The 24,807-nt window shown below is 49.8% G+C and carries 20 protein-coding genes, 1 tRNA gene and 2 pseudogenes; 12 read left to right on the top strand and 11 right to left on the bottom strand.

Annotated features, from left to right (window positions below; genetic code table 11):
* Nucleotides 1–65: 65 nt before the first annotated feature.
* The 4 genes from epmA to efp form a co-directional block, all read right to left on the bottom strand.
* Nucleotides 66–1,043 (bottom strand): elongation factor P--(R)-beta-lysine ligase, encoded by a 978-nt coding sequence (epmA, locus tag QRY16_RS02500; protein WP_193405232.1) that lies wholly within the window; start codon nt 1,041–1,043, stop codon nt 66–68.
* 378 nt (nt 1,044–1,421) lie between these two features.
* Nucleotides 1,422–1,556 (bottom strand): entericidin A/B family lipoprotein, encoded by a 135-nt coding sequence (locus tag QRY16_RS02495; RefSeq protein ID WP_193405233.1) that lies wholly within the window; start codon nt 1,554–1,556, stop codon nt 1,422–1,424.
* Between the two features lie 102 nt (nt 1,557–1,658).
* Nucleotides 1,659–1,790: an entericidin A/B family lipoprotein gene (locus tag QRY16_RS02490; RefSeq protein ID WP_193405234.1), complete on the bottom strand. Its 132-nt coding sequence runs from the start codon at nt 1,788–1,790 to the stop codon at nt 1,659–1,661.
* Between the two features lie 54 nt (nt 1,791–1,844).
* Nucleotides 1,845–2,411 (bottom strand): elongation factor P, encoded by a 567-nt coding sequence (gene efp / locus QRY16_RS02485; protein WP_289775528.1) that lies wholly within the window; start codon nt 2,409–2,411, stop codon nt 1,845–1,847.
* A 43-nt stretch (nt 2,412–2,454) separates the two neighbouring features.
* Here efp and epmB point away from each other — a divergent pair, with 43 nt between their 5' ends.
* A complete protein-coding gene (epmB, locus tag QRY16_RS02480) occupies nt 2,455–3,483 on the top strand; it encodes an EF-P beta-lysylation protein EpmB (protein WP_289775527.1) in 1,029 nt (342 codons plus the stop codon).
* 55 nt (nt 3,484–3,538) lie between these two features.
* Here epmB and QRY16_RS02475 read toward each other — a convergent pair whose 3' ends face one another.
* From QRY16_RS02475 to QRY16_RS02460, 4 genes are all read right to left on the bottom strand, one after another.
* Complete coding sequence (locus tag QRY16_RS02475; RefSeq protein WP_193405237.1) at nt 3,539–3,892, bottom strand: DUF4156 domain-containing protein; 354 nt, start codon at nt 3,890–3,892, stop codon at nt 3,539–3,541.
* A gap of 193 nt (nt 3,893–4,085) precedes the next feature.
* Nucleotides 4,086–5,735 carry a chaperonin GroEL gene (groL, locus tag QRY16_RS02470; protein ID WP_289775526.1) on the bottom strand — a complete coding sequence of 550 codons (1,650 nt, stop codon included), beginning with the start codon at nt 5,733–5,735 and terminating at the stop codon, nt 4,086–4,088.
* A gap of 48 nt (nt 5,736–5,783) precedes the next feature.
* The gene (locus tag QRY16_RS02465) at nt 5,784–6,077 is read right to left on the bottom strand and encodes a co-chaperone GroES (RefSeq protein WP_193405239.1); all 294 of its coding nucleotides are present in this window, start codon (nt 6,075–6,077) and stop codon (nt 5,784–5,786) included.
* Between the two features lie 244 nt (nt 6,078–6,321).
* Nucleotides 6,322–6,786 carry an FxsA family protein gene (locus tag QRY16_RS02460; protein WP_289775604.1) on the bottom strand — a complete coding sequence of 155 codons (465 nt, stop codon included), beginning with the start codon at nt 6,784–6,786 and terminating at the stop codon, nt 6,322–6,324.
* A 344-nt stretch (nt 6,787–7,130) separates the two neighbouring features.
* Here QRY16_RS02460 and aspA point away from each other — a divergent pair, with 344 nt between their 5' ends.
* From aspA to QRY16_RS02420, 8 genes and pseudogenes are all read left to right on the top strand, one after another.
* Entirely contained in the window at nt 7,131–8,567 is a 1,437-nt protein-coding gene (gene aspA, locus QRY16_RS02455; protein ID WP_289775525.1) for an aspartate ammonia-lyase, read from the top strand.
* A gap of 110 nt (nt 8,568–8,677) precedes the next feature.
* Nucleotides 8,678–9,979, top strand: a complete 1,302-nt coding sequence (locus QRY16_RS02450) for an anaerobic C4-dicarboxylate transporter (RefSeq protein ID WP_289775524.1) — start codon at nt 8,678–8,680, stop codon at nt 9,977–9,979.
* 75 nt (nt 9,980–10,054) lie between these two features.
* Complete coding sequence (gene cutA, locus QRY16_RS02445) at nt 10,055–10,348, top strand: divalent cation tolerance protein CutA (RefSeq protein WP_289775523.1); 294 nt, start codon at nt 10,055–10,057, stop codon at nt 10,346–10,348.
* Nucleotides 10,345–12,045: a protein-disulfide reductase DsbD gene (locus QRY16_RS02440; protein WP_289775522.1), complete on the top strand. Its 1,701-nt coding sequence runs from the start codon at nt 10,345–10,347 to the stop codon at nt 12,043–12,045. Before cutA ends, QRY16_RS02440 begins: the two co-directional genes overlap by 4 nt.
* Nucleotides 12,046–12,109: 64 nt before the next feature.
* On the top strand, nt 12,110–12,688 hold the full coding sequence (gene dicD, locus QRY16_RS02435; RefSeq protein WP_289775521.1) for a division control transcriptional repressor DicD: 579 nt from the start codon (nt 12,110–12,112) through the stop codon (nt 12,686–12,688).
* A 107-nt stretch (nt 12,689–12,795) separates the two neighbouring features.
* Nucleotides 12,796–12,871, top strand: a tRNA-Phe gene (locus QRY16_RS02430).
* Nucleotides 12,872–13,150: 279 nt separating this feature from the next.
* A pseudogene (locus QRY16_RS02425) lies at nt 13,151–13,267 on the top strand (IS200/IS605 family transposase); the annotation flags it as partial.
* Nucleotides 13,257–13,411 (top strand): annotated as a pseudogene (locus QRY16_RS02420) (IS66 family transposase); the annotation flags it as partial. The pseudogenes QRY16_RS02425 and QRY16_RS02420, both read left to right, overlap by 11 nt.
* 261 nt (nt 13,412–13,672) lie before the next feature.
* On the opposite strand, the gene QRY16_RS02415 reads toward QRY16_RS02420, so the two are convergent.
* The gene (locus QRY16_RS02415) at nt 13,673–18,958 is read right to left on the bottom strand and encodes an inverse autotransporter beta domain-containing protein (RefSeq protein WP_289775520.1); all 5,286 of its coding nucleotides are present in this window, start codon (nt 18,956–18,958) and stop codon (nt 13,673–13,675) included.
* Between the two features lie 1,451 nt (nt 18,959–20,409).
* Entirely contained in the window at nt 20,410–20,685 is a 276-nt protein-coding gene (locus QRY16_RS02410) for a helix-turn-helix domain-containing protein (protein WP_289775519.1), read from the bottom strand.
* A gap of 372 nt (nt 20,686–21,057) precedes the next feature.
* Between QRY16_RS02410 and QRY16_RS02405 the strand changes: the two genes are divergently transcribed.
* The 3 genes from QRY16_RS02405 to queF are packed head-to-tail and all read left to right on the top strand — an operon-like array spanning nt 21,058 to nt 23,403.
* Nucleotides 21,058–21,669 carry a helix-turn-helix domain-containing protein gene (locus QRY16_RS02405; RefSeq protein WP_289775518.1) on the top strand — a complete coding sequence of 204 codons (612 nt, stop codon included), beginning with the start codon at nt 21,058–21,060 and terminating at the stop codon, nt 21,667–21,669.
* A 31-nt stretch (nt 21,670–21,700) separates the two neighbouring features.
* Nucleotides 21,701–22,576, top strand: a complete 876-nt coding sequence (locus QRY16_RS02400; RefSeq protein ID WP_289775517.1) for a queuosine precursor transporter — start codon at nt 21,701–21,703, stop codon at nt 22,574–22,576.
* Nucleotides 22,567–23,403, top strand: coding sequence for an NADPH-dependent 7-cyano-7-deazaguanine reductase QueF (queF, locus tag QRY16_RS02395; RefSeq protein ID WP_289775516.1), 837 nt, complete (start codon nt 22,567–22,569; stop codon nt 23,401–23,403). The genes QRY16_RS02400 and queF overlap by 10 nt, the downstream gene beginning before the upstream one ends.
* 228 nt (nt 23,404–23,631) lie before the next feature.
* Here the strand turns inward: queF and QRY16_RS02390 are convergent, their stop codons facing one another.
* Nucleotides 23,632–24,801: a Gfo/Idh/MocA family protein gene (locus tag QRY16_RS02390; RefSeq protein WP_289775515.1), complete on the bottom strand. Its 1,170-nt coding sequence runs from the start codon at nt 24,799–24,801 to the stop codon at nt 23,632–23,634.
* Between the last annotated feature and the right edge of the window lie 6 nt (nt 24,802–24,807).

Raw genomic sequence — 24,807 nt, 5'->3', positions numbered from 1 at the left:
GCCATAGCCGGACGCCTTACCCTTCAGTGAGCGATTTCTTTTCGTCCCGCGCAGAGATGCCGCAGTTAACAGCGTTCCACCGGAAAAGCGATAACTTCACTTAACGATTCCGCTTTCAGTGCCAGCATAATCAAGCGATCCACGCCCAGCGCCACACCCGAACACGCCGGCATCCCATGCGCCAGCGCGTCCAGTAAATAAGTATCAACCGGATGCTGTGGCAAGCCACGGGCAGCACGGCGGCGATTATCCTGCTCAAAACGTTGTCGCTGCTCACGGCTGTCGGTCAATTCACGGAAACCATTCGCCAGTTCAATGCCCTTGTAATACACCTCAAAACGCTCTGCTACGCGATGATCTTCTGTACTGATCTCCGCTAACGCCGCCTGGCTCGCCGGAAAGTGATAAACAAAGCACGGCTTCTCCTGACCAATTTTGGGTTCAACGCCCAGCATGAACAGCAGCATCAGCAGCGTATCGCGATCGTCTTCTGCACGTGCCAGCTCGCCCTCGCCCAGTTTCTCTGCAACTTCACGCAGCTGCGCTTTGTCGGCTGACAGCGGATCGATTTCAAGGTGACGAATAAAAGCCTGTTGGTATGAAAGCGATTCGGCGCTGTCGCATTCCAGCACCTGCTGCATCAAATCATCGACTTCATTCATCAGGCGATACATATCATAGTGCGGGCGATACCACTCCAGCATAGTGAATTCAGGATTGTGATGGCGTCCGGCTTCTTCATTGCGGAAACTGCGCCCCATCTGATAAATCGGACCGCTACCTGCCGCCAGCAGGCGCTTCATATGATATTCCGGGCTGGTCATCAGCCAAAGATCGCGCCCTTGCGCAGCACCAGGCCCCACAAATCGCGTCTGGAAAGGCACCAGATGAACGTCAGTAATGGTTGCCTGACTCATGGCGGGCGTATCAACTTCTAATACGCCACGATCGGCAAAAAAACGCCGTATTTCCGCTACGATAGCGGCGCGTTTCAACAAATTAGCAATGGGTGCGCTAGGTTGCCAGCTTGCCGTTTCGCTCATGATGATGACTCCTGATACAGATAAGGGAGGGAAGTCTACCCGTATTGCCTGTAGCAAACAATCTCATGCCGACGCCGTCAAAAATCCGCTGATCCTATGCTTTAAGCGGTTAAGTCACACCAAACCGCCCATGCCAGCATTAGCGATTTTTTCCGTGGCCCAATATAACCTCGCCTGATTAAATCCTTGTCATACGCCGGTATACGGCCCAAAGAGAATGATTCAGGCATTCTGGCGCCAATGCCTCAGCTTACCGGCATAAAGCAAAAACAGCTTAGCAGGCACGTCAGGTCGGTCTCCCGACAGATAAGTTAATGCAGATAACGTAGCGAAACGAAAGAAGATCCGGTACGAAACCGTGTTTCGCACCGGTTGATATTACTGAGTGCTGCGCTGAATAGCCTGGCCGCCCGCCTCTACATCTTCCCCCACGCCACGCGTAGTGTTACAAGCCGACAGCAGTGAAGAGAGCACCAGTACAGAGAAGATCGCGACAATACTTTTCTTTAACATGGTAATTTCCTTTTTTGGTTGCAGTAAAAGTACAGCGTTTTAAGCATAGCCCGAATTCGAGGTGCTGCTGCTACCGGTACAACAAAAGGAAAGAGTGAAAAATTAGTTTGCTGCGCGCGAAATGGCGCCACCTAAATGGGAGACATCTTCGCCAAAACCGTGGAATGTGTTGCAGGCGCTCAACGCGGAGGAGACCAGCAACGCGAACGCGATAAATTTTGCCAGTTTTTTCATTTTTTCTTAACCCACGCAGTAAAAAGCGCACCGAATGATGCGCTTTTTAGGGACTTATTTTACGCGTGACACATATTCGCCAGAGCGCGTGTCAACTTTAACCACTTCGCCCTCTTGAACGAACAATGGCACTTTCACCACAGCACCGGTTGACAGCTTAGCTGGCTTACCGCCAGTCCCTGCGGTATCACCTTTCAGGCCAGGATCGGTCTCAACGATTTCTGCTTCGATAAAGTTCGGTGGCTGAACCGCGATTGGGCGGCCGTTCCACAGCGTCACGATACATTCAGCATTGTCCTGCAACCATTTCGCTGCGTCAGCAACCGTCTTATCTTCAACCTGGAATTGCTCGAAGCTTTCCGGGTGCATAAAGTGGTAAAACTCACCGTCGTTGTACAGATAGTTCAGATTGGTATCCATAACGTCTGCGCCTTCGGCAGAGTCGGTGGATTTGAACGTTTTCTCAACGCGGGAACCCGTCAGCAGGCGACGCATTTTAACGCGCGCAAAAGCCTGACCTTTGCCCGGCTTAACGAACTCACTGGATTCGATGGCATACGGCTCGCCTTCGAACATGATTTTAAGACCGGGACGGAAATCGTTGCTAGAATAAGTCGCCATGAAGGCCCTCTACGAAAATTGATACTGGTACTTAGCCAAAAAAATGGCACACATTGTAACCCTAAATACACCTTCCAGAGAAGATTGGTTGCAGCAACTTGCTGATGTTGTCACTGAACCTGATGAATTACTGCGAATTTTAGCCCTTGATCAGCATGCAGAACTGGTACAAGGTGCAGAAGCGCGGCGCCTTTTTGCGCTGCGCGTGCCGCGTGCGTTCATTGCCCGAATGAAAAAAGGGGATGGAAACGATCCGCTGCTGTTGCAGGTACTGACCAGTCGTCAGGAATTCATTGATGCGCCAGGTTATAGCACCGATCCGCTGGATGAACAAAGCAGCGTTGTGCCCGGTTTACTACATAAGTATAAAAACCGTGCGCTTTTACTGGTAAAAGGGGGCTGTGCGGTAAATTGTCGCTACTGCTTCCGCCGCCATTTTCCTTATCAGGATAACCAGGGCAATAAACGCAACTGGCAGACTGCGCTGGATTATATTGCAGCCCACCCGGAACTGGATGAGATTATTTTCTCCGGTGGCGACCCGTTAATGGCAAAAGATCATGAACTGGCATGGCTGGTTAACGCGCTGGAAAATATTCCACACCTGAAACGTCTGCGTATTCACAGCCGTCTGCCCGTAGTGATCCCCGCCCGCATCACCGAGTCGTTATGCCATCTGTTGGGTGAAACGCGCTTGCAGGTTCTGCTGGTCTCACATATCAATCATGCGCAGGAAATAGATGATGATCTGTACGACGCAATGCACAGGCTAAAACGCGCAGGGGTAACATTACTTAACCAAAGCGTACTGCTGCGTGGCGTTAACGATAAGGCGCAAACGCTGGCTGCTTTAAGCAATGCGTTGTTCGACGCCGGTATACTGCCCTATTACCTGCACGTGCTGGACAAAGTGCAAGGCGCAGCACATTTCTTTGTTTCTGATGAAGAAGCGCGAGCGCTAATGCGTGATTTATTGCCGCTGGTATCAGGGTATCTGGTGCCGAAGCTGGCACGCGAAATTGGTGGAGAGCCGAGCAAAACCCCGCTCGATCTGCAATTACGACAGGAATAAAAATGGCCGGCGTAACATCCGGCCATCTGCAACAGATCTTCGCATTAAATTATGCCTAGCTTTGCGGGCATTTATACACTTGACCACTCATTTTGCTGTCGAGCGGGGCAAAGGCTGACAGCAGATTCTGTGTCGGGCTGGTTGCGCCATAAATGATGTTGCCCCCCATTTCCGCAGCGCGATTACGCAAATCGTTAGCGGCTCCACGCAGTGCGCTGGTATCGCCGCCTGCACCACTCAGCCAGTTGCTTTGTGAGCCGGTAATATTCCCCAGAAGCTGACATTCGCTGCCGGGTTGCTGATCGGTAAAGGTGACTCGTTGACCGCCAGCAGATAACTGAGTTGAGCTGCTACAGCCCGCCAGCAATAACGCGCCAGCCGCCAGTCCGAGCAAGAGGTTAATCCGCATTGTAATCCCCATTTATTATCATCAGTTTTGGGTGGCAGCGTAGCAGAAAAGCGCACTTTTTTTCTGAACATTCATTGCCCTAATCCCGTTAAGCCGAACTATTGCGCCACTACTTATACTATTTTCCGTCCCAAAAGAAAAACCCCCGACCGTTTCCGATCGGGGGTTTCGCGACTTAAGCAGTCAACGGCAATTACATCATGCCGCCCATACCGCCCATGCCACCCATACCGCCAGCACCCGCACCTAAATCAGGCGCATCGCCTTTTGGCAGGTCGGTGACCATACACTCGGTGGTGATCATCAGACCAGCCACAGAAGCCGCGTACTGCAGCGCAGAACGGGTCACTTTGGTTGGATCCAGGATACCGAAGTCGATCATGTTGCCATATTCTTCAGTCTGCGCGTTGTAACCGTAGTTACCGTCACCCGCTTTCACATTGTTCGCAACCACTGAAGGCTCTTCACCGGCGTTAGATACGATCTGACGCAGCGGCGCTTCCATTGCGTGCAGCGCAACTTTAATACCGACGTTCTGGTCTTCGTTCTGACCTTTCAGATCGGTCAGCTGTGCGGCAACGCGAACCAGCGCCACACCACCACCTGCAACCACGCCTTCTTCAACGGCTGCGCGGGTCGCATGCAGGGCATCTTCAACGCGGGCTTTTTTCTCTTTCATTTCAACTTCAGTTGCTGCGCCCACTTTCAGAACGGCTACGCCGCCTGCCAGTTTCGCTACACGCTCCTGCAGTTTTTCTTTGTCATAATCAGACGTTGCTTCTTCGATCTGCTGACGAATCTGGGTAACACGGCCCTGGATTGTCGCTTCTTCGCCCACACCATCAATAATGGTGGTGGTATCTTTGTTGATAACAACGCGTTTTGCCTGACCCAGATCTTCCAGCGCTGCTTTTTCCAGCTCCATGCCGATCTCTTCAGAAATCACGGTGCCGCCAGTCAGAATAGCAATATCCTGCAGCATAGCTTTACGACGATCGCCGAAGCCCGGTGCTTTAACCGCAGCCACTTTCACGATGCCACGCATGGTGTTAACCACCAGCGTTGCCAGTGCTTCACCTTCAACATCTTCAGCGATGATCAGCAGGGGTTTGCCCGCTTTCGCGACGGCTTCCAGTACTGGCAGCATTTCGCGGATGTTAGAGATTTTTTTGTCAGCTAACAGAATGAATGGGCTTTCCAGCTCAATTGCACCCGTTTCTGGCTTGTTAATGAAGTACGGAGAGAGGTAACCGCGGTCAAACTGCATACCTTCAACCACATCCAGCTCGTCTTGCAGACCGGTGCCTTCTTCAACGGTGATGACGCCTTCTTTACCCACTTTTTCCATCGCCTGAGCGATCAGGGTACCAACGCTTTCATCAGAGTTAGCAGAAATAGTCCCTACCTGCGCGATTGCTTTTGAATCAGAGCAAGGTACAGACAGCGTTTTCAGCTGCTCAACAGCTGCGGTAACCGCTTTGTCGATGCCGCGCTTCAGATCCATTGGGTTCATGCCCGCAGCTACCGCTTTCAGGCCTTCGTTTACAATAGACTGAGCCAGTACAGTTGCGGTGGTGGTGCCGTCGCCTGCCGCGTCATTCGCTTTAGAGGCCACTTCTTTCACCATCTGCGCGCCCATGTTTTCGAACTTGTCTTCCAGCTCAATTTCACGCGCAACAGAAACACCATCTTTCGTGATAGAAGGTGCACCAAAAGATTTGTCCAGCACGACATTACGGCCTTTTGGACCCAAGGTAACTTTTACTGCATCTGCCAGTACGTTTACGCCACGCAGCATTTTTACGCGTGCGTCATTACCGAATTTTACGTCTTTAGCTGCCATTTCAAATATCCCTTAAATTCGTTTCGTTCAGTGAATTACGCGTAAAGATTACGCCTCAACAATTGCCAGAATGTCGCTCTCAGAGATAATCAGCACTTCTTCATTGTCGATTTTCTCGGTTTTTGCGCCGTAACCTTCGTTAAAAATGACTACGTCACCCACTTTCACGTCCAGTGGCTTAACTTCGCCGCTTTCCAGGATACGGCCATTGCCGACTGCCAGCACTTCAGCACGCGTCGATTTTGCCGCTGCTGAGCCGGTCAGAACGATGCCGCCAGCTGATTTGGATTCAACTTCTTTACGCTTGACGATAACGCGATCGTGCAATGGACGAATTTTCATTTGATAGCTCTCCTTTGAGAAGTCCAATCATTCATTTTGGGGTTGAACGCCGGGCTGCATGGCTACCGGCTTGTGACGAGAGAGGTAGGGGCGGGCTCGGAGGCTTTCAAGTGCCCAAACGACAAATTTTTTACTTAAATGTGATAGCTGGTCACTTTTCATCCAATTCACGCCCTGTTCACACGCAAATGTGGGCTGGATAAACAAAAAACGCGACATCTCTGTCGCGTTTTTACCGTTTCATCTATTCACGATCGTTGGGATCGTCTTTGTACTCTATCCCGTCACTATTCTTGCGCTCAAATTCGCCATCCATAGTGTAACCACTATCGGGTCTCGCACCCGGCCCACGCCAGACGCGCAGGTGGGGCATCAGTTTAAGCGTCAAATGCTTCTGCACTGGTGGCAACAGCAACAGCAAACCAAGAAAGTCCGTTAAAAAACCGGGGAGTAACAGCAAGAAACCAGAGATGATCAGCGAAACGCTTTTAATCATCTCCCTGGCTGGGCTTTCATTACGCGCCAGTTTCTCCTGCATCATCATGAAATTCTTCATGCCCTGATTTTTCACCAGCGACACACCAACGCAGGAAGTAAAAATCACCAGTAACAAGGTGAATAGCACACCAATGACGTGCGCAACCTGGATAAATAGCGATATTTCAACCCAGGCCAAAACGAATAAGATCACTAACGGTAACCAGCGCACCGGGTACTCCTGTAAGTTGTGGCCGCCCGGCATCATACCAGGCAGCAAAAAACCTTCATCAAAATGATGGTATAAAAAAGAGATGGGCACCTGCCGCTACAATTTCAACCGATCCCGCCAAATTTTCATGCTGGCGTTAATTTTGTGACCAACATCGCATATCGTTAAGCTGGGGCCATCGGTAAGGCGATCTGCATTCACGCTTTGCTGACGCATCAGAATATGATCGTGCTCACTCGCCCGAATACGGATAAAATATCGGTTCTGGCATTCCACGACAAAATAAATCACATCTCCTGTGTTAGTTAGCGGCAATTCATAGCGACAACAATAAGAAGGTTATCATGGCGGACAACATTCGTATCGAAGAAGACCTGTTAGGTATGCGCGAAGTGCCAGCAGACGCCTATTATGGCGTTCATACTCTGCGTGCGATTGAAAATTTCTCTATTAGCAGCAGCAGAATCAGCGATATTCCTGAGTTCGTTCGCGGCATGGTGATGGTAAAGAAAGCGGCAGCAATGGCCAATAAAACGCTAAAAACCATTCCGCGCAATATTGCTGATACCATCATTCAGGCTTGCGATGAAGTCCTGAATAACGGTCGTTGCATGGATCAGTTCCCGGTTGACGTCTATCAGGGCGGTGCTGGCACCTCGGTGAACATGAACACCAATGAAGTGCTGGCGAATATCGGCCTGGAATTGATGGGACATCAAAAAGGCGAATACCAGTATCTGAATCCCAACGATCACGTGAATAAATGCCAGTCAACCAATGATGCCTATCCAACCGGTTTCCGCATCGCGGTTTACAGTTCAATCCTGAAGCTGCTCGACGGCATCAACCAGCTAAGCGAAGGTTTTCAGCATAAGGCTGATGAGTTCCAGACTATCCTGAAGATGGGTCGCACTCAGTTGCAAGATGCCGTACCAATGACGCTCGGTCAGGAATTCCATGCCTTTAGCGTGCTGTTAAATGAAGAGACCAAAAGCATTTTGCGCACGGCTGAATTGCTGCTGGAAGTCAACCTCGGGGCGACGGCCATAGGAACACGCCTGAATACGCCGGACGGTTATCAGCATCTGGCTGTGCAGCATTTGGCGGAGGTCAGTAAGCTGCCCGTCGTGCCAGCTGAAGATTTGATTGAAGCCACCTCCGACTGCGGCGCTTACGTTATGGTGCACTCTTCGCTTAAACGTCTGGCGGTTAAGTTGTCCAAAATTTGTAATGACCTGCGCCTGCTTTCATCCGGCCCACGGGCAGGACTAAACGAAATTAACCTACCGGAACTGCAAGCGGGTTCGTCGATCATGCCAGCTAAAGTCAACCCTGTCGTACCGGAAGTGGTGAATCAGGTGTGCTTCAAAGTAATCGGTAACGATACCACTGTCACCATGGCGTCAGAAGCAGGTCAGCTACAGCTGAATGTGATGGAGCCGGTGATTGGTCAGGCGCTGTTCGAATCCGTCAGCATCCTGACCAACGCCTGTTATAACCTGCTGGAAAAGTGCATTAAGGGGATCACCGCCAACAAAGCAGTGTGCGAAGCATACGTATTCAATTCTATTGGTATTGTGACTTACCTTAATCCGTATATCGGCCATCACAACGGCGACATCGTTGGGAAAATCTGTGCAGAAACCGGAAAAAGCGTGCGTGAAGTGGTGCTGGAACGCGGCCTGCTGACTGAAAGTGAGCTGGACGATATTTTCTCGGTACAGAATCTGATGTACCCGGTTTACAAAGCTAAGCGCTATACCGACGAAAACGAGCAGTAAAAGTAAAGCGTAAAATTTTCCTTGAAGGCACATCGCGATCAACGTGGCGTGCCTTTTTTTTTGCCAGGCTACACGCCATTTTTAGCAGATCGCCCCTGGGGAGTGACAGGATGATATTCTTTGAACTGTTCATAGTTTTACTGGCAATCTGGTTAGGCGCGCGTTTGGGCGGCATTGGCATTGGTTTCGCCGGTGGCTCAGGCGTATTGATCCTGACGTTATTTTGCGGCATGAAGCCCGGCGTGATCCCCTTTGACGTCATTGAAATTATCATGGCGGTCATAGCCGCGATTGCGGCTATGCAGGTGGCGGGCGGCATGGACTATCTGGTCAATCTTGCCGAGCGCCTGCTGCGCCGCCATCCTCGCTATGTCACCTTTCTCGCGCCGCTGGTCACTTACGTGATGACGCTGTTGGCAGGCACCGGCCATACCGCGTTCTCTACGCTGCCCGTGATAGCCGAAGTTGCCAAAGAGCAAGGCGTGCGCCCTTCCCGGCCGCTATCCATTGCTGTGGTGGCGTCGCAAATTGCCATTACGGCTTCGCCGATCTCCGCTGCGGTGGTATTTTTCGCTACGCTGCTTGAGCCGCGCGGCGTCAGTTATATCGCGCTGCTGGCGGTGGCGATTCCTTCCACGATGGTTGGTATTTTTCTCGCCGCCCTGCTCACCAATTTCCTCGGAAAAGAGCTGAAAGATGATGAAGTTTATCAGGCACGTTTAGCCAAGGGAGAAGTGAGTCTGCGTGGCACCAGCGTATTCACCGCAAAGCCTGGCGCGAAAAAATCGGTTCTGTTGTTTTTGATCGGCATTGTGGCCGTGGTTTTCTACGCCACTGCCACGAGCGAAAGCGTCGGCCTAATCGTCAGTCCTGTGTTGCCGCGTAACGAAGCCATTGTGGTGTTTATGCTGACCATCGCGACACTAATCAGCTTAACCTGCAAAGTGGATAGCGGTGAAATCCTCAGTGCCAGCACGTTTAAATCCGGTATGAGCGCCTGTATCTGCGTGATGGGCGTCGCCTGGCTGGGTGACACTTTTGTTAAAACACACCTTAACGATATTCAGGCAGTAGCAGGCAATATGCTGCAAACCTACCCGTGGTTACTGGCGCTGGTGCTGTTTTTTGCCGCGACGCTACTTTATTCACAGGCAGCCACCACCAAAGCCTTGATGCCCGCCGCGCTACTGCTCGGGGTTTCGCCGCTCACGGCTATTGCTTCATTCGCCGCCGTTTCGGCCCTGTTTGTTTTACCGACCTATCCTACTTTGTTGGCCGCGGTCGAAATGGACGACACCGGTTCCACCCGCATTGGCAAGTATGTGTTTAATCACTCCTTTATTATTCCCGGCGTGGTTGCCATTGCGCTTTCCGTCCTGTTCGGCTTTATATTTGGCGGGCTTGTTTTATAGCACCGTTACAACCTGTAAACCTTGTCGCCCGCTGAGCGTGCTATTATCGGCGCTCTTTTATTCAGGAGCCGCGTGATGAATGCTGTCGTAATCCTTTGCACCGCCCCCGATCAGCCTTGTGCGCAACAGCTTGCACAACAGGCGTTGACTGCCAAACTGGCGGCCTGCGTTACGCTGCTTCCTGGCGCGACCTCTTACTACATCTGGCAGGGCAAGCCCGAACAGACGAATGAAGTGCAGATGCTGCTGAAGTGCGACAGCGCTCACCAGCAAGCACTGATGGATCTGCTTAAGCGCGCGCATCCTTACGATGTGCCCGAACTGCTGGCGCTGCCGGTTCAACATGGAGACAGTGAATACTTGTCATGACTGCACGCATCTCTCGCCTAATAGCGCTGTGTTTCGCATTGCTTATCTGCCTGCAGGCGCAGGCTTCGCTTTTTTCTCCAAACAGCACCAGCCGTTTTGTGCCGGTCGATCAGGCATTCTCTTTTGATTTCAATCAGCAAGGCTCACAGCTCACGCTGAGCTGGAAGGTAAAATCTGGCTATTATCTTTATCGCCAGCAAATTCACGTCACGCCACAAAAAGCACGGATCGCACCGCTGAATTTGCCGCCTGGACAGCCGCATAAAGATGAGTTCTATGGAAAAAGCGAGATCTATCCAACGGACGTAACGGTGCCGATCATGCTGCATCAGGCCACACAGGGGGCAACTGTCAGTGTTACGTATCAGGGCTGCGCGGCCGCCGGTTTCTGTTATCCACCAGAAACGCGTACTGTTCCGTTAAGTGCGGTTGCGGCTAACAGCGCACTGCCCCATGTCAGTGCGCAACCAGCTCTCGCCAGCCCGCTGCCGTTTTCACCCCTGTGGGCTTTGTTGATTGGGATTGGCGTGGCGTTTACACCTTGTGTGCTGCCAATGTACCCGCTGATTTCGGGGATCATCCTGGGTAGTCAACGCAACTATTCGCTGGGTCGATTGTTCGCCCTGGCAATGGTGTACGTGCAAGGTATGGCACTGACTTATACGCTGCTGGGTGTGATCGTAGCGGCGGCCGGATTACGCTTCCAGGCCGCGTTACAGCATCCTTATGTGTTGATGGGATTATCAGGGCTGTTCATCATTCTGGCGCTGTCGATGTTTGGCCTGTTTTCTTTGCAGCTACCGGCAAGTTTGCAAACGCGGCTGACGCTATGGAGCAATCGTCAGCAGGGCGGCGCGTTAACTGGCGTGTTCCTGATGGGCGCGCTGGCAGGATTGATTTGCTCGCCCTGCACTACCGCGCCGCTCAGCGCCATCCTTCTTTATATTGCGCAAAATGGAAATCCCTGGGCCGGCGCCGGAACGTTGTGGCTGTATGCGGTTGGCATGGGTTTGCCGTTAATTGCGGTAACCATGTTTGGCAATAAGTTGCTGCCGAAGAGCGGCCCGTGGATGCAAACGGTTAAAGAAGGATTTGGTTTTGTTATCCTGGCTTTGCCAGTGTTTTTGCTGGAACGGATAGTGGGTGACGTCTGGGGATTACGCCTGTGGAGCATACTTGGCGTAGCCTTTTTCGCATGGGCATTTAGCGTTAGCCTGCGCAACGGAAGTGGCAAATGGCGAGTAGTACAGATCCTGATGCTTGCCGCAGCCTTAATCAGTGCGCGTCCTTTGCAGGATTGGGCTTTCGCGAGCAATACTTCGCAACAAAGCATCACGCGTCTACCTTTTACGCCGGTTCACTCAGCTTCCCAGCTCGACACGGCTTTACAACAGGCGCAAAACCGCATCACTATGGTCGATCTTTATGCCGACTGGTGCGTGGCCTGTAAAGAATTCGAAAAATATACGTTTAGCGATCCATCGATACGCGATGCACTGAGCAAGGTGCAGTTGCTGCAAGCTAATGTCACCGCTAACAGCCCCAGCGATAACGCATTATTGCAGCATCTTCAGGTGCTGGGCTTGCCAACCATTCTGTTCTTCGACGCGAAAGGGAAAGAAATTCCCAACTCGCGTATCACGGGATTTCTCAATGCTGCTGACTTCCGTGCGCATTTGCAGAAACTCGACCCGTAAACAAAACTGGTGTCAGGACACCGCCCGCGCATCACTACGGGCTCGCAGATCAGAGGAGAATCACTTGCAACGTGAACAAATACTCGAGCATGCGCTGAACGTGCTTGAACAAAACGGCCTTGCTGCTACCACATCACTACAACAACTGGCGGACGATAGTACGTTTTCCGTTGAACAACTGCAGCGGTTCTGGCCCGATCGTGACGCCCTGTTATACGATGCGTTGCGCTATCACGGCCAGCAAATTGATACCTGGCGGCAACAAATTTTGTCAGATGATGCGCTGAGCCACGAACAAAAACTGATGGCACGTTATCAGGTATTGAGCGAACAAGTCAGTATTGGACGTTTTCCCGGCTGCCTGTTTATTGCCGCCTGTAGTTTCTATCCACAATCCGATCAGCCAATACACCAGCTGGCAGAGCAGCAGAAACGTGCTTCATGGCAGTTCACCCATGATGTTTTAGTGGCGCTGGCGTTAGATAACCCGAGCATGGTTGCAGACCAGATGGAGCTGATCCTTGAAGGCTGCCTGAGCAAGCTGTTGGTGAAGCGCCATGTGCAGGATGTGAATATCGCGAAAAGCCTGGCGGAAGATGTTTTAAGTATCGCGCTGTGTCGTAAAAATGGCGCGTTAGCCTGATGTTTCATCACCTTTGCCTGAAATTCAGGCAATCAGTCACGTTTCCCCAGTTTTTTTCATGAAAGCCGTTGACGACCCGCAGCCTTTACGGTTTAATGCGCCCCGTTGCCCGAATAGCTCAGTCGGTAGAGCAGGGGATTGAAAATCCCCGTGTCCCTGGTTCGATTCCGGGTTCGGGCACCATACATCGAAGCACACTGGTTAGCAGTGAGATCTCTAACGGGTGTCTAAACGAAGAGGGTGTTCAAAGCAACGGTGACTGCATTTGAAGGTGCATCATCCAGGATTGAACATAAAAATCTTCATGAAAGGGTATCAGTTCACGCTGATACCCTTTTTTCGTTATCAATCTTAAACCATCTCCCATGGAGGTGGTGATCGTTCATGTGGGGCTTTGCCCGTAGAATGCTCATGCTAAATACTGTCTCGGTTTGTTACCAGCAAATCAGGGGGGTAAATAGCATGAGCAGATATGAATCCGCTTCCCACGTATTCTGTCGCTGTCAGTATCATCTCGTATGGATCCTGGAGTACAGATACAAAATCCTTAAAGGCAATCTCGGTAAAGCGCTCTACAGATACCGCGAAGGCGTTTACATACCTGCTGAAGCAGTGGGACGCGCTGAACCAGCACTGCAGCAACAGCTGGGCTGGGCCGAAATCGACAACAACCTTGCGGAGAACGCGCTACGTGGCGTTGCCATGGGACGAAAAAACTGGCTGAGATCGTCAGGGGTTTCGAGAATTTTGGCCAGTTCATTAGCCAGAGCCTGCAACTGTTTTTCGTCCATAAATTAACCTGCTTTTGATGCTGGATTGAACTTATCAAAACCAGGCAATTACAAAATCTCGTGTACAGGCTCAGGAATTTATATACATAAACATATGCAACTCCCCGCCATCACAGGGACAGATCGTGTTACCGTCCATGGTCAGGTACACTAAAAAGAGGCGATTCAATCACCTGACCATGAAGCATAAATATTAATCAGCTGGCACCTCTGTCTGCCAATCGGGAAATGCGTCATACCAGCTTTTATTACCACCGCCCATATAGGCACTGCTACCTGGTCTTATACTGGACTTACAAATCCAGGCTTTGAAATATGCGCTGCTAGTTGGCGCCCGTATGCCTGGTGTCGTTCCATCTTGTCCAGTTACACGCTTCCAACTCTCACCGCCAAAACCTGTAGCCTCGAAGCAAACCTCTACACCCTCGACTGGCATATTTCTGTTATTAACAACATAAACTTGAGGTTCATATACCCAGCCACTTCCTGGCTTGAGATAGTAATAATGTTTTATCTGAGCGATATGCCAGATAACAGGTTTAATGGCTGTAGTAAACGGTGAGGTGGTACTCAGTGTCGGGTTCTTTTTACTGGCTATCGTGACATACAACTTTGCACCAACAAGCTGCTTGTCCCATGCCCGGAAGCTTGCGACACCATTTCTGAGTTCTGAATTGCCGTACCAGCTATAACCTTTGTCTGTCATCCATGTCACATCAATATCATCATTTGCCAGCCCCAACCCTGCCAGAGTTACTTTAAAAGTATTCCCTAACAACATATCTCCTTCCTGCGGAGCAGGAACAGGCGGGGCTTTGAGCAAGACATGTATGCTGAGCGGCAAATCAGCCGGCGCCTCAGCCGAGTCTGTCGCCGCCTGGCTGACGGTTACCGTGGTTTTACCGGCGTTACGGAACGTCAGCATCCCGCTGTCATCCACCGTCACCACCCCGCTGTCAGCAGAGGTGAAGCGCATCGCGCCGCCATTGCCCCCGCTCACCACCAGGCGTCTGGCCGCGTTGCCGTAAGTGACTATCATCCCGGATGCCTTTAACGCCGCCGCCGTACGCCGGCGTACCTCCACACTGATCACCAAATCAGAAGAACTGGCGTGGGTGTCCGTGGCGGCCTGCTTCACCGTCACCGTGGTTTTACCGACGTTGTGGAAGGTCAGCACCCCGTCATCATCCACCGTCACCACCCCTCTGTCGGCAGAGGAGAAGCGCATCGCGCCGCCGTTGCCCCCGCTCACCACCAGACGTCTGGCCGCGTCGCCGTAAGTGGCTTTGACCGCCTCTGCCGTTAAGGGGCCAGACGCATTTTTGTAAATGCCGATCGTGAAGGAGAAAAACCTCATTTCATAGTTGCGGGTGCCATGTAAAGCTCCGTCAATGGTTATTTTACCGGCTTTAACCGCCGTCAGCAGACCGCCGGCATCGACAATTGCTAAATCCGCACCGGCACTAATACTCATAGTGACATCGCCATCGCTGTCACTGATTACTTTCAGCTGCTGCGTGGCGCCGACCGGCATGGTTTCCTGGGAGCCCACTTTCAGAGTAGGTTGTGCTTTAGCTACCTCCACACTGATCACCAGATCAGCCGGCGCCTCAGCCACGTCCGTGGCCGCCTGACTGACGGTCACGGTGGTTTTACCGGCGTTACGGAAGGTCAGCATCCCGCTGTCATCCACCGTCACCACCCCGCTGTCAGCAGTGGTGAAGCGCATCACACCGCCGTTGCCCCCGCTCACCATCAGGCGTCTGGCCGCATCGCCGTAAGTCACGGAAACTGGCTCTGCTGTCAGTGCGCCAGCTGCATTTTTATTTACCGTCACCGCCCAGGTTTTCGCCGCACTGACGTAGTTATCCGTCGCCTGCTGCGTCCAGGTCACGCTGACCTGACCTGCCCTGTGGGCCGTCAGCAGGCCGTTTGCATCAACGGATGCAACATCCTTACCCTCATTAATGCTCCAGCGCGTCTGGCCGTCGCTGTCGCTGGTGACCTTCAGCTGCTGCGCGGCACCTGCCTGCATATGCTCGCTGAGGGTGACGCTGAACGCAGGGACTTTCCGGCGTACCTCGATACTGACCGGCAAATCGGCCGGGGCCTCAGCTGCGTCCGTGGCCGCCTGGCTGACGGTCACGGTGGTTTTACCGGCGTTACGCAAGGTCAGCATCCCGCTGTCATCCACCGTCACCACCCCGCTGTCAGCAGTGGTGAAGCGCATCACACCGCCGTTGCCGCCGCTCACCATCAGGCGTCTGGCCGCGTCGCCGTAAGTCACGGAAACTGGATCTGCTATCAGTGCGCCAGCTGCATTTTTATTTACCGTCACCGTCCAGGTGCGAGTCGCCGCCAGGTAATTACGCGTTGCCTGCAGCAACCAGCTAACGCTAACTTTTCCTGATTTCGTGGCAGACAACAGACCATTTTTATTAATCGTTGCCAAATCTTTACCGGCGTCAATGCGCCACGTTACGCTACCGTCGCTGTCGCTTTTCACGTCCAACTGCTGTGTAGCGCCCGCCAGCATGGTGGGCAGAAGGGTAACATTGACTTCAGGTGATGCCGGTTGCACCTCAACGTTGATCTGCAGATCCGCTGGGCTTACTAGGGATTCGGTGGCAGTCTGGCTAACAGTTACGGTAGTTTTACCGGCATTGTGGAAAGTCATCACACCTTTTGCATCTACCGTCGCGACCTCGCTGTCCGAAGACCTGAAGATCATTTGGCCTCCGTTGCCGCCCTCTGGCATCAACGTTTTACTTTGTGGTTCCGGGCTGTAGGTTACCGTAATATCGCTGGCTGAAAGCGGTGGAGCCTCTTTTTTATGTAAAGGCACAGCGAACTCCGCAAGACGCCCTTCATCTGGCAGCTGCGCTTCAACACGCCATGTCCCGTCGCCATAGTGTGTTGGAACAGGTAAGCGCATGTCACTTTTTCCATCGCTGTCGGTCATAGATGTGCCGAATTCTGCACCATTGCTCAGCCAGCGGATTTGACGCTCTGCTATACCTAAACCGTGCGTTTCACTCAATATTGCCGTGAAGGTAACAGGGGTATCGCCAGGAACAACCAGCGACGCGTCCTGCGCTTTCAGCTGAATGCTGGGATGCACAATCATCACTTTCAGTTTTAACTTAAGTTGTTTAGGCATCGTCTGCCCAGCATCCTTGTCTGCTGCCAGTACCATTTTGGGTGCTAATAATGAGGCGAAAATCGTGTCTTCAGCAGGGCCGCTGACATTTTCCAGAACGACCTCAGTATTTCCCTGCGAATCAGTGAGACTTTGGGCCGTGCTGAGCTGCCCCAGTACGCCCTGATAGGACCACCACACCGGTCGTTCAGCAAGCGGATTACCTTTTTCATCTATGGCTCGCACGCTGAGTTTCACAGTTACACTTTCGGTCACACCAAGTTTGATCGTTGTTTCATCGATTTGCACGCCGCCTTCAAGCTTGCTGAGCCGCAGATCCACCAGTTGCTGAGCGGGACCGGCGATCTGCGATGTTCCAGGCTCGCCATGTTGCTGATTCTTATTAACGGGGGTAACCCGAAACAGGATTGTCTTATCCAGATCATCAGCCGTTACCTGATAATACGCACCCCGCGCCAGCGGCTGAGACAAGTTGTCGGTATGGAACCACTGCTGCAATGAACCACCTTCAGCCTCTTCTTCACCCTGATTCGAGTGGTAGCGATAATGGCCGGTCAGGGTGTTGCCAATCCGCGCTTCGCCTTCAATGGCAACCTCGCTAACAGATGGCGCGAAGTCGCCCGGCAGCACGCTCAGGCGATATTGCGCAGTGGCCGAAGGGCGAACGTCTTTCATTGAAGCGTACAGTTCGGCATAAACTGTAGTTTCACCGGTTCGCAGCGGCGTGACGCGGCCGCTGCTACTCTCAACGGTGGCGATATCCGGACGTAGAGAGCGATAGACGATATGCGCATTGCCGCCTCCCCGAACCTGATTAATAAAAGCTGCACTTCCCGCTTTGGCAGAAAGTTCAGCAGGGTCAAACCAGATATTCCATGTCTTCTGCTGCTCTTTATAAGCCAGCACAATATTATTGTTTCGCTGAACGAAATCGGTACGTGACAACGTCTGTGAGGACATCGCTTGCGAATGACTGCTATCGAGCATTTCCGACAGGGTGCGACCAAATTCCCAGACCAAATCCAGGCCCAGGTTAAAGTCGTTGCGTTGGCCAGTGATCAACTGCTGTTCTGCATGCAGCGCCACCAGCGGCACGGGCAGCCATTTAACGCCCAGATTCAGACCATGAGGATTTTTACTCGCTTCACTGCGATTGCCGTTCACATCGACCTTGTCGCCGAACCACTGGAAAAACGTTGTTCGGGCTGAGAGATTTTTTGACAGCACGGCTTCAACATTCAGATCCCAGCCGCGCGCCGCACGCTCATAAAGGTTGTAATGCGCTTTGTCCTCCAGAAACGGAGCATCAGAGCGTTTCCAGTCGCTAAGCGGCAGATAATAGTTTACTGCCCCGTGCAGGCGTTCGCTCCATAGCTCAAGTCCCATCCCTAACCGGCTGTGATGGCGGGTGATGTCCTGATCGTAAAAGGCGTTGGCACCGCCCACTAGCTGGGGATTAAAATTATGACGCCAGCCAATGCCGGCATTGAGGGTATTACGCGCGTTCCAGCGGTGGCCATTTAACTGAACAAACAGCGTATCCTGCTGCCCGTTAAAAAAAGGATATAAATAGTCCAGGCCAAAATCAGCACTGCTGCCTTTGGTCAGATCGAAGCCAGCGCTAACGCGCGAACGCGAACCCGATTGATTAAGCCAGTTTTCCACTTCGGTGGTCAGGAATGCGCTGGCGGCATTCTGCGCCTGAGTACGTGCGCTGCTGATGGCACCATTGCTCTGTGCTGACTGCCAGAACGATCCCAGAATATCGCGTAGCTTTTCCGATCCCTCAGAGGTTCCGGTGTCAGACGTACGTCTTTCATCAGGCACAATCACCCACTGCCCCGACAAATCCGCAAGCTGTGAGGGGCTTTTTACATGGCGATTGAGATTAATTAATTGCTCAAGCGAAAGCCTGTAACGCCAGGCAAAATCGCTCAGGCTCTCCCGCTCAGCGATGGCCGCCAGAGTTACGCGCGGGTAAACCTGCGCTAAGCGTGCATCTGCGGGTAACAGGGATGATGACTGGAAGTACAGACCATATTGCTGTGCCAGCACCCGTTGCCAGCGTTCGATATCGCTTATTTGCAGCGACAGTTCATTACGGACGTTCTGCCAGCTTTTGCTGGCTGGCTTCTGATAGAGAACATAGCTGATAGAGTCGACCGTTTTTTTTACTGGTTGATGAGCAGCTTTGAGTCCAGCAGGGAAAAGTAAAACCAAAAGCGTAAAAACATAATGAAATAGTACAATACAAGCAATATTTTTCCGTGCACGATGGCTAATAATACTCACTTGAAACTCACCCAGGTAAACGTTCATCTACTCCAGAGAAATGCATTATTACGGCAAGTTATTTCTCTCACTGGGAGCTGAATTCGGCGTGGTCTTTCTTATCATTAACAATCAAGGGAACGCTTACAATAACGAGGCGATACCCGGTTGCCATACAGCCTCGCTCAACTCTTCTGTTTATGTGTTCGATTAACTTAATTGAACGCAGATGATTAGCGCCATAAAATAATTTTTATTTTTATTCCTACCTTATCTTGATAAGTTTATTAGAAACGGCATGAGCCTTTCGTCAGGACGTGACGATTTTATAAGAGTCACGCCAAATGTGACCTGGCCATTAGAAGTTATTAACCATTCAGCAATAACGCGCTAAAATAATCGACATCTTTGCACGCGGCATCAACAATGCGTGCTGACTGCCTCTATATGATGCAATATTATGGATAAGCTTAGATCTAACAGAACTCGGCAGGTGACGGGATTTCCTTGCTATCAGGGTAAAAACATCTGACTGCGAGCCGTATATTTCACTCTCAACGACACGGGTTAATGTAACTCAATGCAGTGACTGGTTAGTTACCCCTTAATTAACCAGTCACTTTAATGTAATAAATATAAATAAAAAGTTTCACTATAAATTTAAGATAATTCTTTTTGGAGCAGAGAATGCTACCTCAATCCAACGTAATAATTTAACATCATCCATAGAAATTTCTCTATTGCGCGTTTATCGCCGCTACTCCTGTCACTGACAGAAAGATGCTTTCTAATCCATGTATTAACTCTGTAATGCACAGACAGGCTGATCTGTATTAAATTAATAATACTCTCTATTCGGCACTTTGGATATTCGTTATTGTTAAACACAATGATTTATTTATCTTAAAACAAGCGATAATTTCAGCAGACTGTTTTCTATTTCAAGTCAACCATTCTCTTTCCGGCTGCGTCAGTTGAAATATTTTGAAAGGATTTATTACAATGTTCTCATAACGCCTGTAATTCAAAAACTATTTGAGATGAGAGATAAAACACCTGGCAGGAGCGATAGCACCGATTTTAATGTTAGAATTAACGATTCCGCATGTCATTGCAGATATGAACGTTTTTCTGAATTAAAGCACGTTAAGTAATGATGTATAGGCTTTTCTTCCTGGTAGCGGAAAATTCTCTCAGAAGCACACTAGCAATGCAAAACAACCGTCAGCAGGAGATGCCGCAATTAATCAGCACTCGCAAAACGTTAGTCATACTACTCCCCTCTGGCCTCAATGTAGAATCGCTAAACCTGCTCGCCAGGAATAAAGAAGGGTTGTTGTCAGGAAAATTCGCTGAGTATCGACTGTATCATTACATCCGAATATCCCCACTATGAGCGGGTTGCTCGCCTGGATGCCAATAGTTTTTATTATTCGATGAATTCCCCGGTATTGCCATGTTATATATAGCCTTCACTGCTCCTGTTGATATATCAGACCTTAAACAGCAAAGATGTCAGGGCTGATAGTATTTCGCTTACGGGCCCGGTATCTTTTTGAGCGGTATCGGCTTGGCCATATTTCTTCAGGCGGCAGGCCAATAGCACTGGCAATAATTTCCTCGCCACGCGGCCAGGGTCTTATAAGCGCGTTACTTAAGGTTCCTGATGAAAGGCCATGCTCTCTTGACAGAGCAGCAAGTGATTTCTTCTTTTTTCTGACTGCGGCAAGAATATCCTCTCTGTGCCAGTCTGATAAAAAATGATTCGATTCCATTCCTTAATCTCCATAATAAATTATGCTTCGCTTAATAAGATAATTCGCACCATTAATTCCCTGATGTTGTTATAAGACATACATATAATTAAGGGATTCTTCTTTTTTTGTTTACTTTTAATACATTAAAATTATCTTTGCCCCTCCACAAAGTCAACAAAAAAGCATTCAAAATGACAATAAAAGTGTATTTTTTGTTGGGTGATTTTATTTAACTTTTTGATTTTATTTAATTAAAATCCTAATGAATAACCTTGCAGAAAACAATGTCATACGCCACTTTTTATGTTACCTTCTGAAACACACTATAAAGGAGAATGTTAAACATTAGTTATGCGTTTTGGGTGGGCACTCACGACAAGGACGGTCTTGATGAAAATTTCTGGCTTACAAAGAAAAGAAAATATAATAAACAATATAGAATATCTGATAAAAAGCCGCGGCGAGACGAAGGCTTCCTTCGCCAACCGCACAGGCGTGACGCGTGCAACGTTATATAAAATTCTGGAAGGTAAGGTCAGTAACGTTCAGCATTCAACCATTATCCGAATCGCAGATTTTTTTGGTGTTTCATGTGAAATAATCGAAAACAGTGATCTCCGACATATTGAGCTCATTGAAAAAACCTTATCGCCAGAAGGCGATAAAAATCCGGCTGCTATTCCTGTCGTGCCACAAACTGAGTTCATATCCCGTCTGGAAAACAGGATCGGATACCTCGTTACGCAATATCCTCTCACCTGGTATTTTGGCGAAGTATCAAACGTAATCGCTTTACGTGTAGAAAAGAACATTGGCAATACGTTCCGCGTTGGGGATATGTTAATTATAAAGCGAAAGACACCACCAAAGAAAAAACAACTGGCTCTGTTCTTCTCAGAAGAAAAAGGTTTCTTTTTCAGACTTAACAGTGATTCAGTTAGTTATATGACATTAGCGGGTGAATTATTAATCGGGACAGTAGTTGAGGAGAGGGTTATATAAAAACCCAGCAAAATTTAAGGAAGAAGAGTATATGCACGCCAATAAAAAATACAAACTGACCGGATTCGAACGCTCGGATACGATAACAGCTAATGTAATGGTTATTGCAACGGGGAAATCTATTAATATTGGGCTGCCGGAGCTGGAAAGCAGCGCAATAACCGAAGACTTTAACAGGAATGAACTTAAAGCGCTTTACCGTCGTCTGTATAATGAAACAGACACCGTGACGTCCTATGAATTAGGCGACAGGCATGAACGTTCCTGGTATGCCTACTTAATCATTAGCCTGCTGTTAACCGTTGTCTACATTCTTTGTACCGTTAGCGGTGTAAAACCTGTGCATCTGCCAGTATTCAATTTCATTATTCCCCCGGCAATATTTTTCTACCCCATATCGTTTATTCTTGTGGACATTCTCAACGAATTTTATGGCCTGAAGATGGCCAGAAGGACAATTTTCATCTCATTTTTAGCAAATATATTCTTCGTTACCTGTTTATGGTTTACCAGTATCATATCGGCATTACCAGAATGGGAACTGGCTGCACCCTATACCGCCTTCGTTAACAGTATTATTTCTGTAGTTTTCGCATCGTCGGTTTCTTATCTAATTTCTGAAAACATTAACTCATTTTTATTATGCAAAATAAAAGAGCTCACTAATTCCAGATACCTGTTTATTCGGGTCATTACCAGTACCGTCACGGCGTCAGCCATTGACAGCGTTATATTTTGTGTTCTGGCGTTTTATGATGTCCTGAATATGGATGTAATAAAAACAATGATAGTTTCTCAGTTTATTATAAAGCTAATTTATGCCGTTATCGGTGTTGGGCCTATCTATGCAACACGTGAATTATTCAGCCGTTATATTAATACAGAAAACAGAAAGGAATGCTTATGACAATTAAAGACGGAATCACATTACTGGGTAATACGACAGAGTATATACAGCAGTATACGCCTGAACTCCTTGAAGCACTGCCTCGTTCGCGCAACCGAAGCTCAATCAATATTGAATCCAGTGAGCTGCCGTTTTCTGGTTTCGACTTATGGACAGCATTCGAACTCTCATGGTTAAACGATAAGGGTAAACCGGTTGTTGCGATTGCAGAATTTCTTGTCCCTGCTACAAGCAGCAACATTATTGAATCAAAATCATTTAAGCTTTATCTCAATAGTTTTAATCAATCGAGGTTTAGTTCGACAGACGAAGTCGTATCGATATTAGCAAAAGATCTTTCTCTGGCGGCAGAGGGTGAAGTGAATGTAAAGGTTTTTCCAGAGCCAGATTGTTACCCACAGACCATCACCGCTCTGCCAGGATATTGCATCGATCATCTGGACATCAGCATCGATAATTATGACTTCAATCCGGAATACCTTATCGATGCCACCACGAGTGAAAACGTATCTGAAACTCTCTCTTCCAATTTATTAAAGTCTAACTGTCTGGTCACCAATCAGCCAGACTGGGGAAGTGTGATCATTACCTATGAAGGTAAAAGGATTAATCAGGAAAAATTACTTCGCTATATTATATCGTTCAGGATGCACAATGAGTTTCATGAGCAATGCGTTGAGCGAATTTTCAACGACATTAATCGTTACTGCCTTCCCACAAAATTAAGCGTTTTCGCGAGGTATACGCGCAGAGGGGGTTTAGACATCAATCCATTCCGCAGCAATTTTGAACAATATCCCAACGTGCAACGTTTAATCAGGCAATAGCAGAAAGGCTTCGGTTTTTGAGCGAGACGCTGAATTAAGCAGATATAAAGGCGACCCGTTTAGTTAACTCTGACATTTAGCGTTTTGCTAACCGGCACAGAGATGAAAAGTCTCTGTGCCTCTGGCTTGTCGTTCGCGCCACATCCATATGGTGCGTAGAATAAGACATTCAGTGGGTCCGCCGGTTGACGGATGCTACTTTTCTGGTCGCGAACGGCTTTCACCGGTTCAGTATTCCACCCATACCGCGCCAGCATCCGCTGACTTCACGCACTGCTCAACCCAACGCACGCCCGTCAAACCAGCATGTACATCGGGATACCAAAAATCGGCCAGGAAATCGCTGTCGCCACGATCGGTCGCATCAATCGCCTGTGCAAAGCGATGATAAAGATTCGACCAGGCTTCAAATAAGCCTTCAGAGTGCCCGCCCCCGATACGATCATCCTCCAGCGCCCGTTCGCTGAGATACCCCATACCGCGCTCCAGAATACGCACCGGCTCGCCCTGGATTTCATAACGCAGCTGGTTTGGCTGTTCGTCCCACCACTCCAGGCTGGCCTTTGCTCCCACTACGCGAATTTTCTGGCCGTGCATCGAACCCGCATTCACCGCCGATGCCCACATTGTTCCCACCGCACCATTGTCATACTCCATCATCACAAAGGCGTTATCTTCCAGCGGTGCGCGCGACGGGATAAAACTTTGACGTGAACAAAGCAGGCGTTTTATCTGCAGTTTCGGCACCATGGTTTCAGCAATAAACAGCGGATGCGTAGCCAGATCTCCCAGCACGTAGCTCGGACCAACAAAGCGCGGATCGACACGCCATTTCGTGCTTGCGTTCTGCAATTCCACCGCTTCGTTATGGAAGCCGTGAGCAAACTGCATATTGATGATACGGATCTCACCCAGCTCTCCGGCGGCGATCATTGCGCGTGCCTGATGAATAAGCTGGTGTCCGGCATAACCATAGGTAACGCCGATAATTTTATTCTTTTCTGCACATAACTGTTCCAGTTCATCTGCCTCAGCAGTGGTGAAGCAGAGCGGCTTTTCACACACCACATGCAGGCCAGCGTTGATAGCCGCACGGCAAATCGCAAAATGCGTATTGTTTGGCGTGGCGATCGATACAACTTCAATACCGTCATTACGTGCCGCTTCTGTTGCGAACATCGTTTCGTAATCGGGATAACAGCGATCGGCTGTCACACCGAGCGCCATGCCAAAATCACGGCCACGTTGTGCATCAATATCAAATGCGCCCGCTAACAAAGAAAAATTACCATCGCGTAGAGCCGCCGAGCGATGTATATAGCCAATCTGACTGGTGCCACCGCCGCCAACCATGCCCCACCGTAATGAGCGTCCAATCGCTTTTTTGCCATTAATCATTGTGTT

This window comes from Mixta mediterraneensis (genome assembly GCF_030283135.1).
Classification (GTDB): Bacteria; Pseudomonadota; Gammaproteobacteria; order Enterobacterales; family Enterobacteriaceae; genus Pantoea; species Pantoea mediterraneensis.
This window is presented reverse-complemented; position numbering and strand designations above follow the sequence as displayed.

Coding starts and splice junctions, on each gene's coding strand:
- epmA (WP_193405232.1), bottom strand. CDS start 1,043: ATGAGCGAAACGGCAAGCTGGCAACCTAGCGCACCCATTGCTAATTTG.
- QRY16_RS02495 (WP_193405233.1), bottom strand. CDS start 1,556: ATGTTAAAGAAAAGTATTGTCGCGATCTTCTCTGTACTGGTGCTCTCT.
- QRY16_RS02490 (WP_193405234.1), bottom strand. CDS start 1,790: ATGAAAAAACTGGCAAAATTTATCGCGTTCGCGTTGCTGGTCTCCTCC.
- efp (WP_289775528.1), bottom strand. CDS start 2,411: ATGGCGACTTATTCTAGCAACGATTTCCGTCCCGGTCTTAAAATCATG.
- epmB (WP_289775527.1), top strand. CDS start 2,455: ATGGCACACATTGTAACCCTAAATACACCTTCCAGAGAAGATTGGTTG.
- QRY16_RS02475 (WP_193405237.1), bottom strand. CDS start 3,892: ATGCGGATTAACCTCTTGCTCGGACTGGCGGCTGGCGCGTTATTGCTG.
- groL (WP_289775526.1), bottom strand. CDS start 5,735: ATGGCAGCTAAAGACGTAAAATTCGGTAATGACGCACGCGTAAAAATG.
- QRY16_RS02465 (WP_193405239.1), bottom strand. CDS start 6,077: ATGAAAATTCGTCCATTGCACGATCGCGTTATCGTCAAGCGTAAAGAA.
- aspA (WP_289775525.1), top strand. CDS start 7,131: ATGGCGGACAACATTCGTATCGAAGAAGACCTGTTAGGTATGCGCGAA.
- QRY16_RS02450 (WP_289775524.1), top strand. CDS start 8,678: ATGATATTCTTTGAACTGTTCATAGTTTTACTGGCAATCTGGTTAGGC.
- cutA (WP_289775523.1), top strand. CDS start 10,055: ATGAATGCTGTCGTAATCCTTTGCACCGCCCCCGATCAGCCTTGTGCG.
- QRY16_RS02440 (WP_289775522.1), top strand. CDS start 10,345: ATGACTGCACGCATCTCTCGCCTAATAGCGCTGTGTTTCGCATTGCTT.
- QRY16_RS02415 (WP_289775520.1), bottom strand. CDS start 18,958: ATGAACGTTTACCTGGGTGAGTTTCAAGTGAGTATTATTAGCCATCGT.
- QRY16_RS02410 (WP_289775519.1), bottom strand. CDS start 20,685: ATGGAATCGAATCATTTTTTATCAGACTGGCACAGAGAGGATATTCTT.
- QRY16_RS02405 (WP_289775518.1), top strand. CDS start 21,058: ATGAAAATTTCTGGCTTACAAAGAAAAGAAAATATAATAAACAATATA.
- QRY16_RS02400 (WP_289775517.1), top strand. CDS start 21,701: ATGCACGCCAATAAAAAATACAAACTGACCGGATTCGAACGCTCGGAT.
- queF (WP_289775516.1), top strand. CDS start 22,567: ATGCTTATGACAATTAAAGACGGAATCACATTACTGGGTAATACGACA.
- QRY16_RS02390 (WP_289775515.1), bottom strand. CDS start 24,801: ATGATTAATGGCAAAAAAGCGATTGGACGCTCATTACGGTGGGGCATG.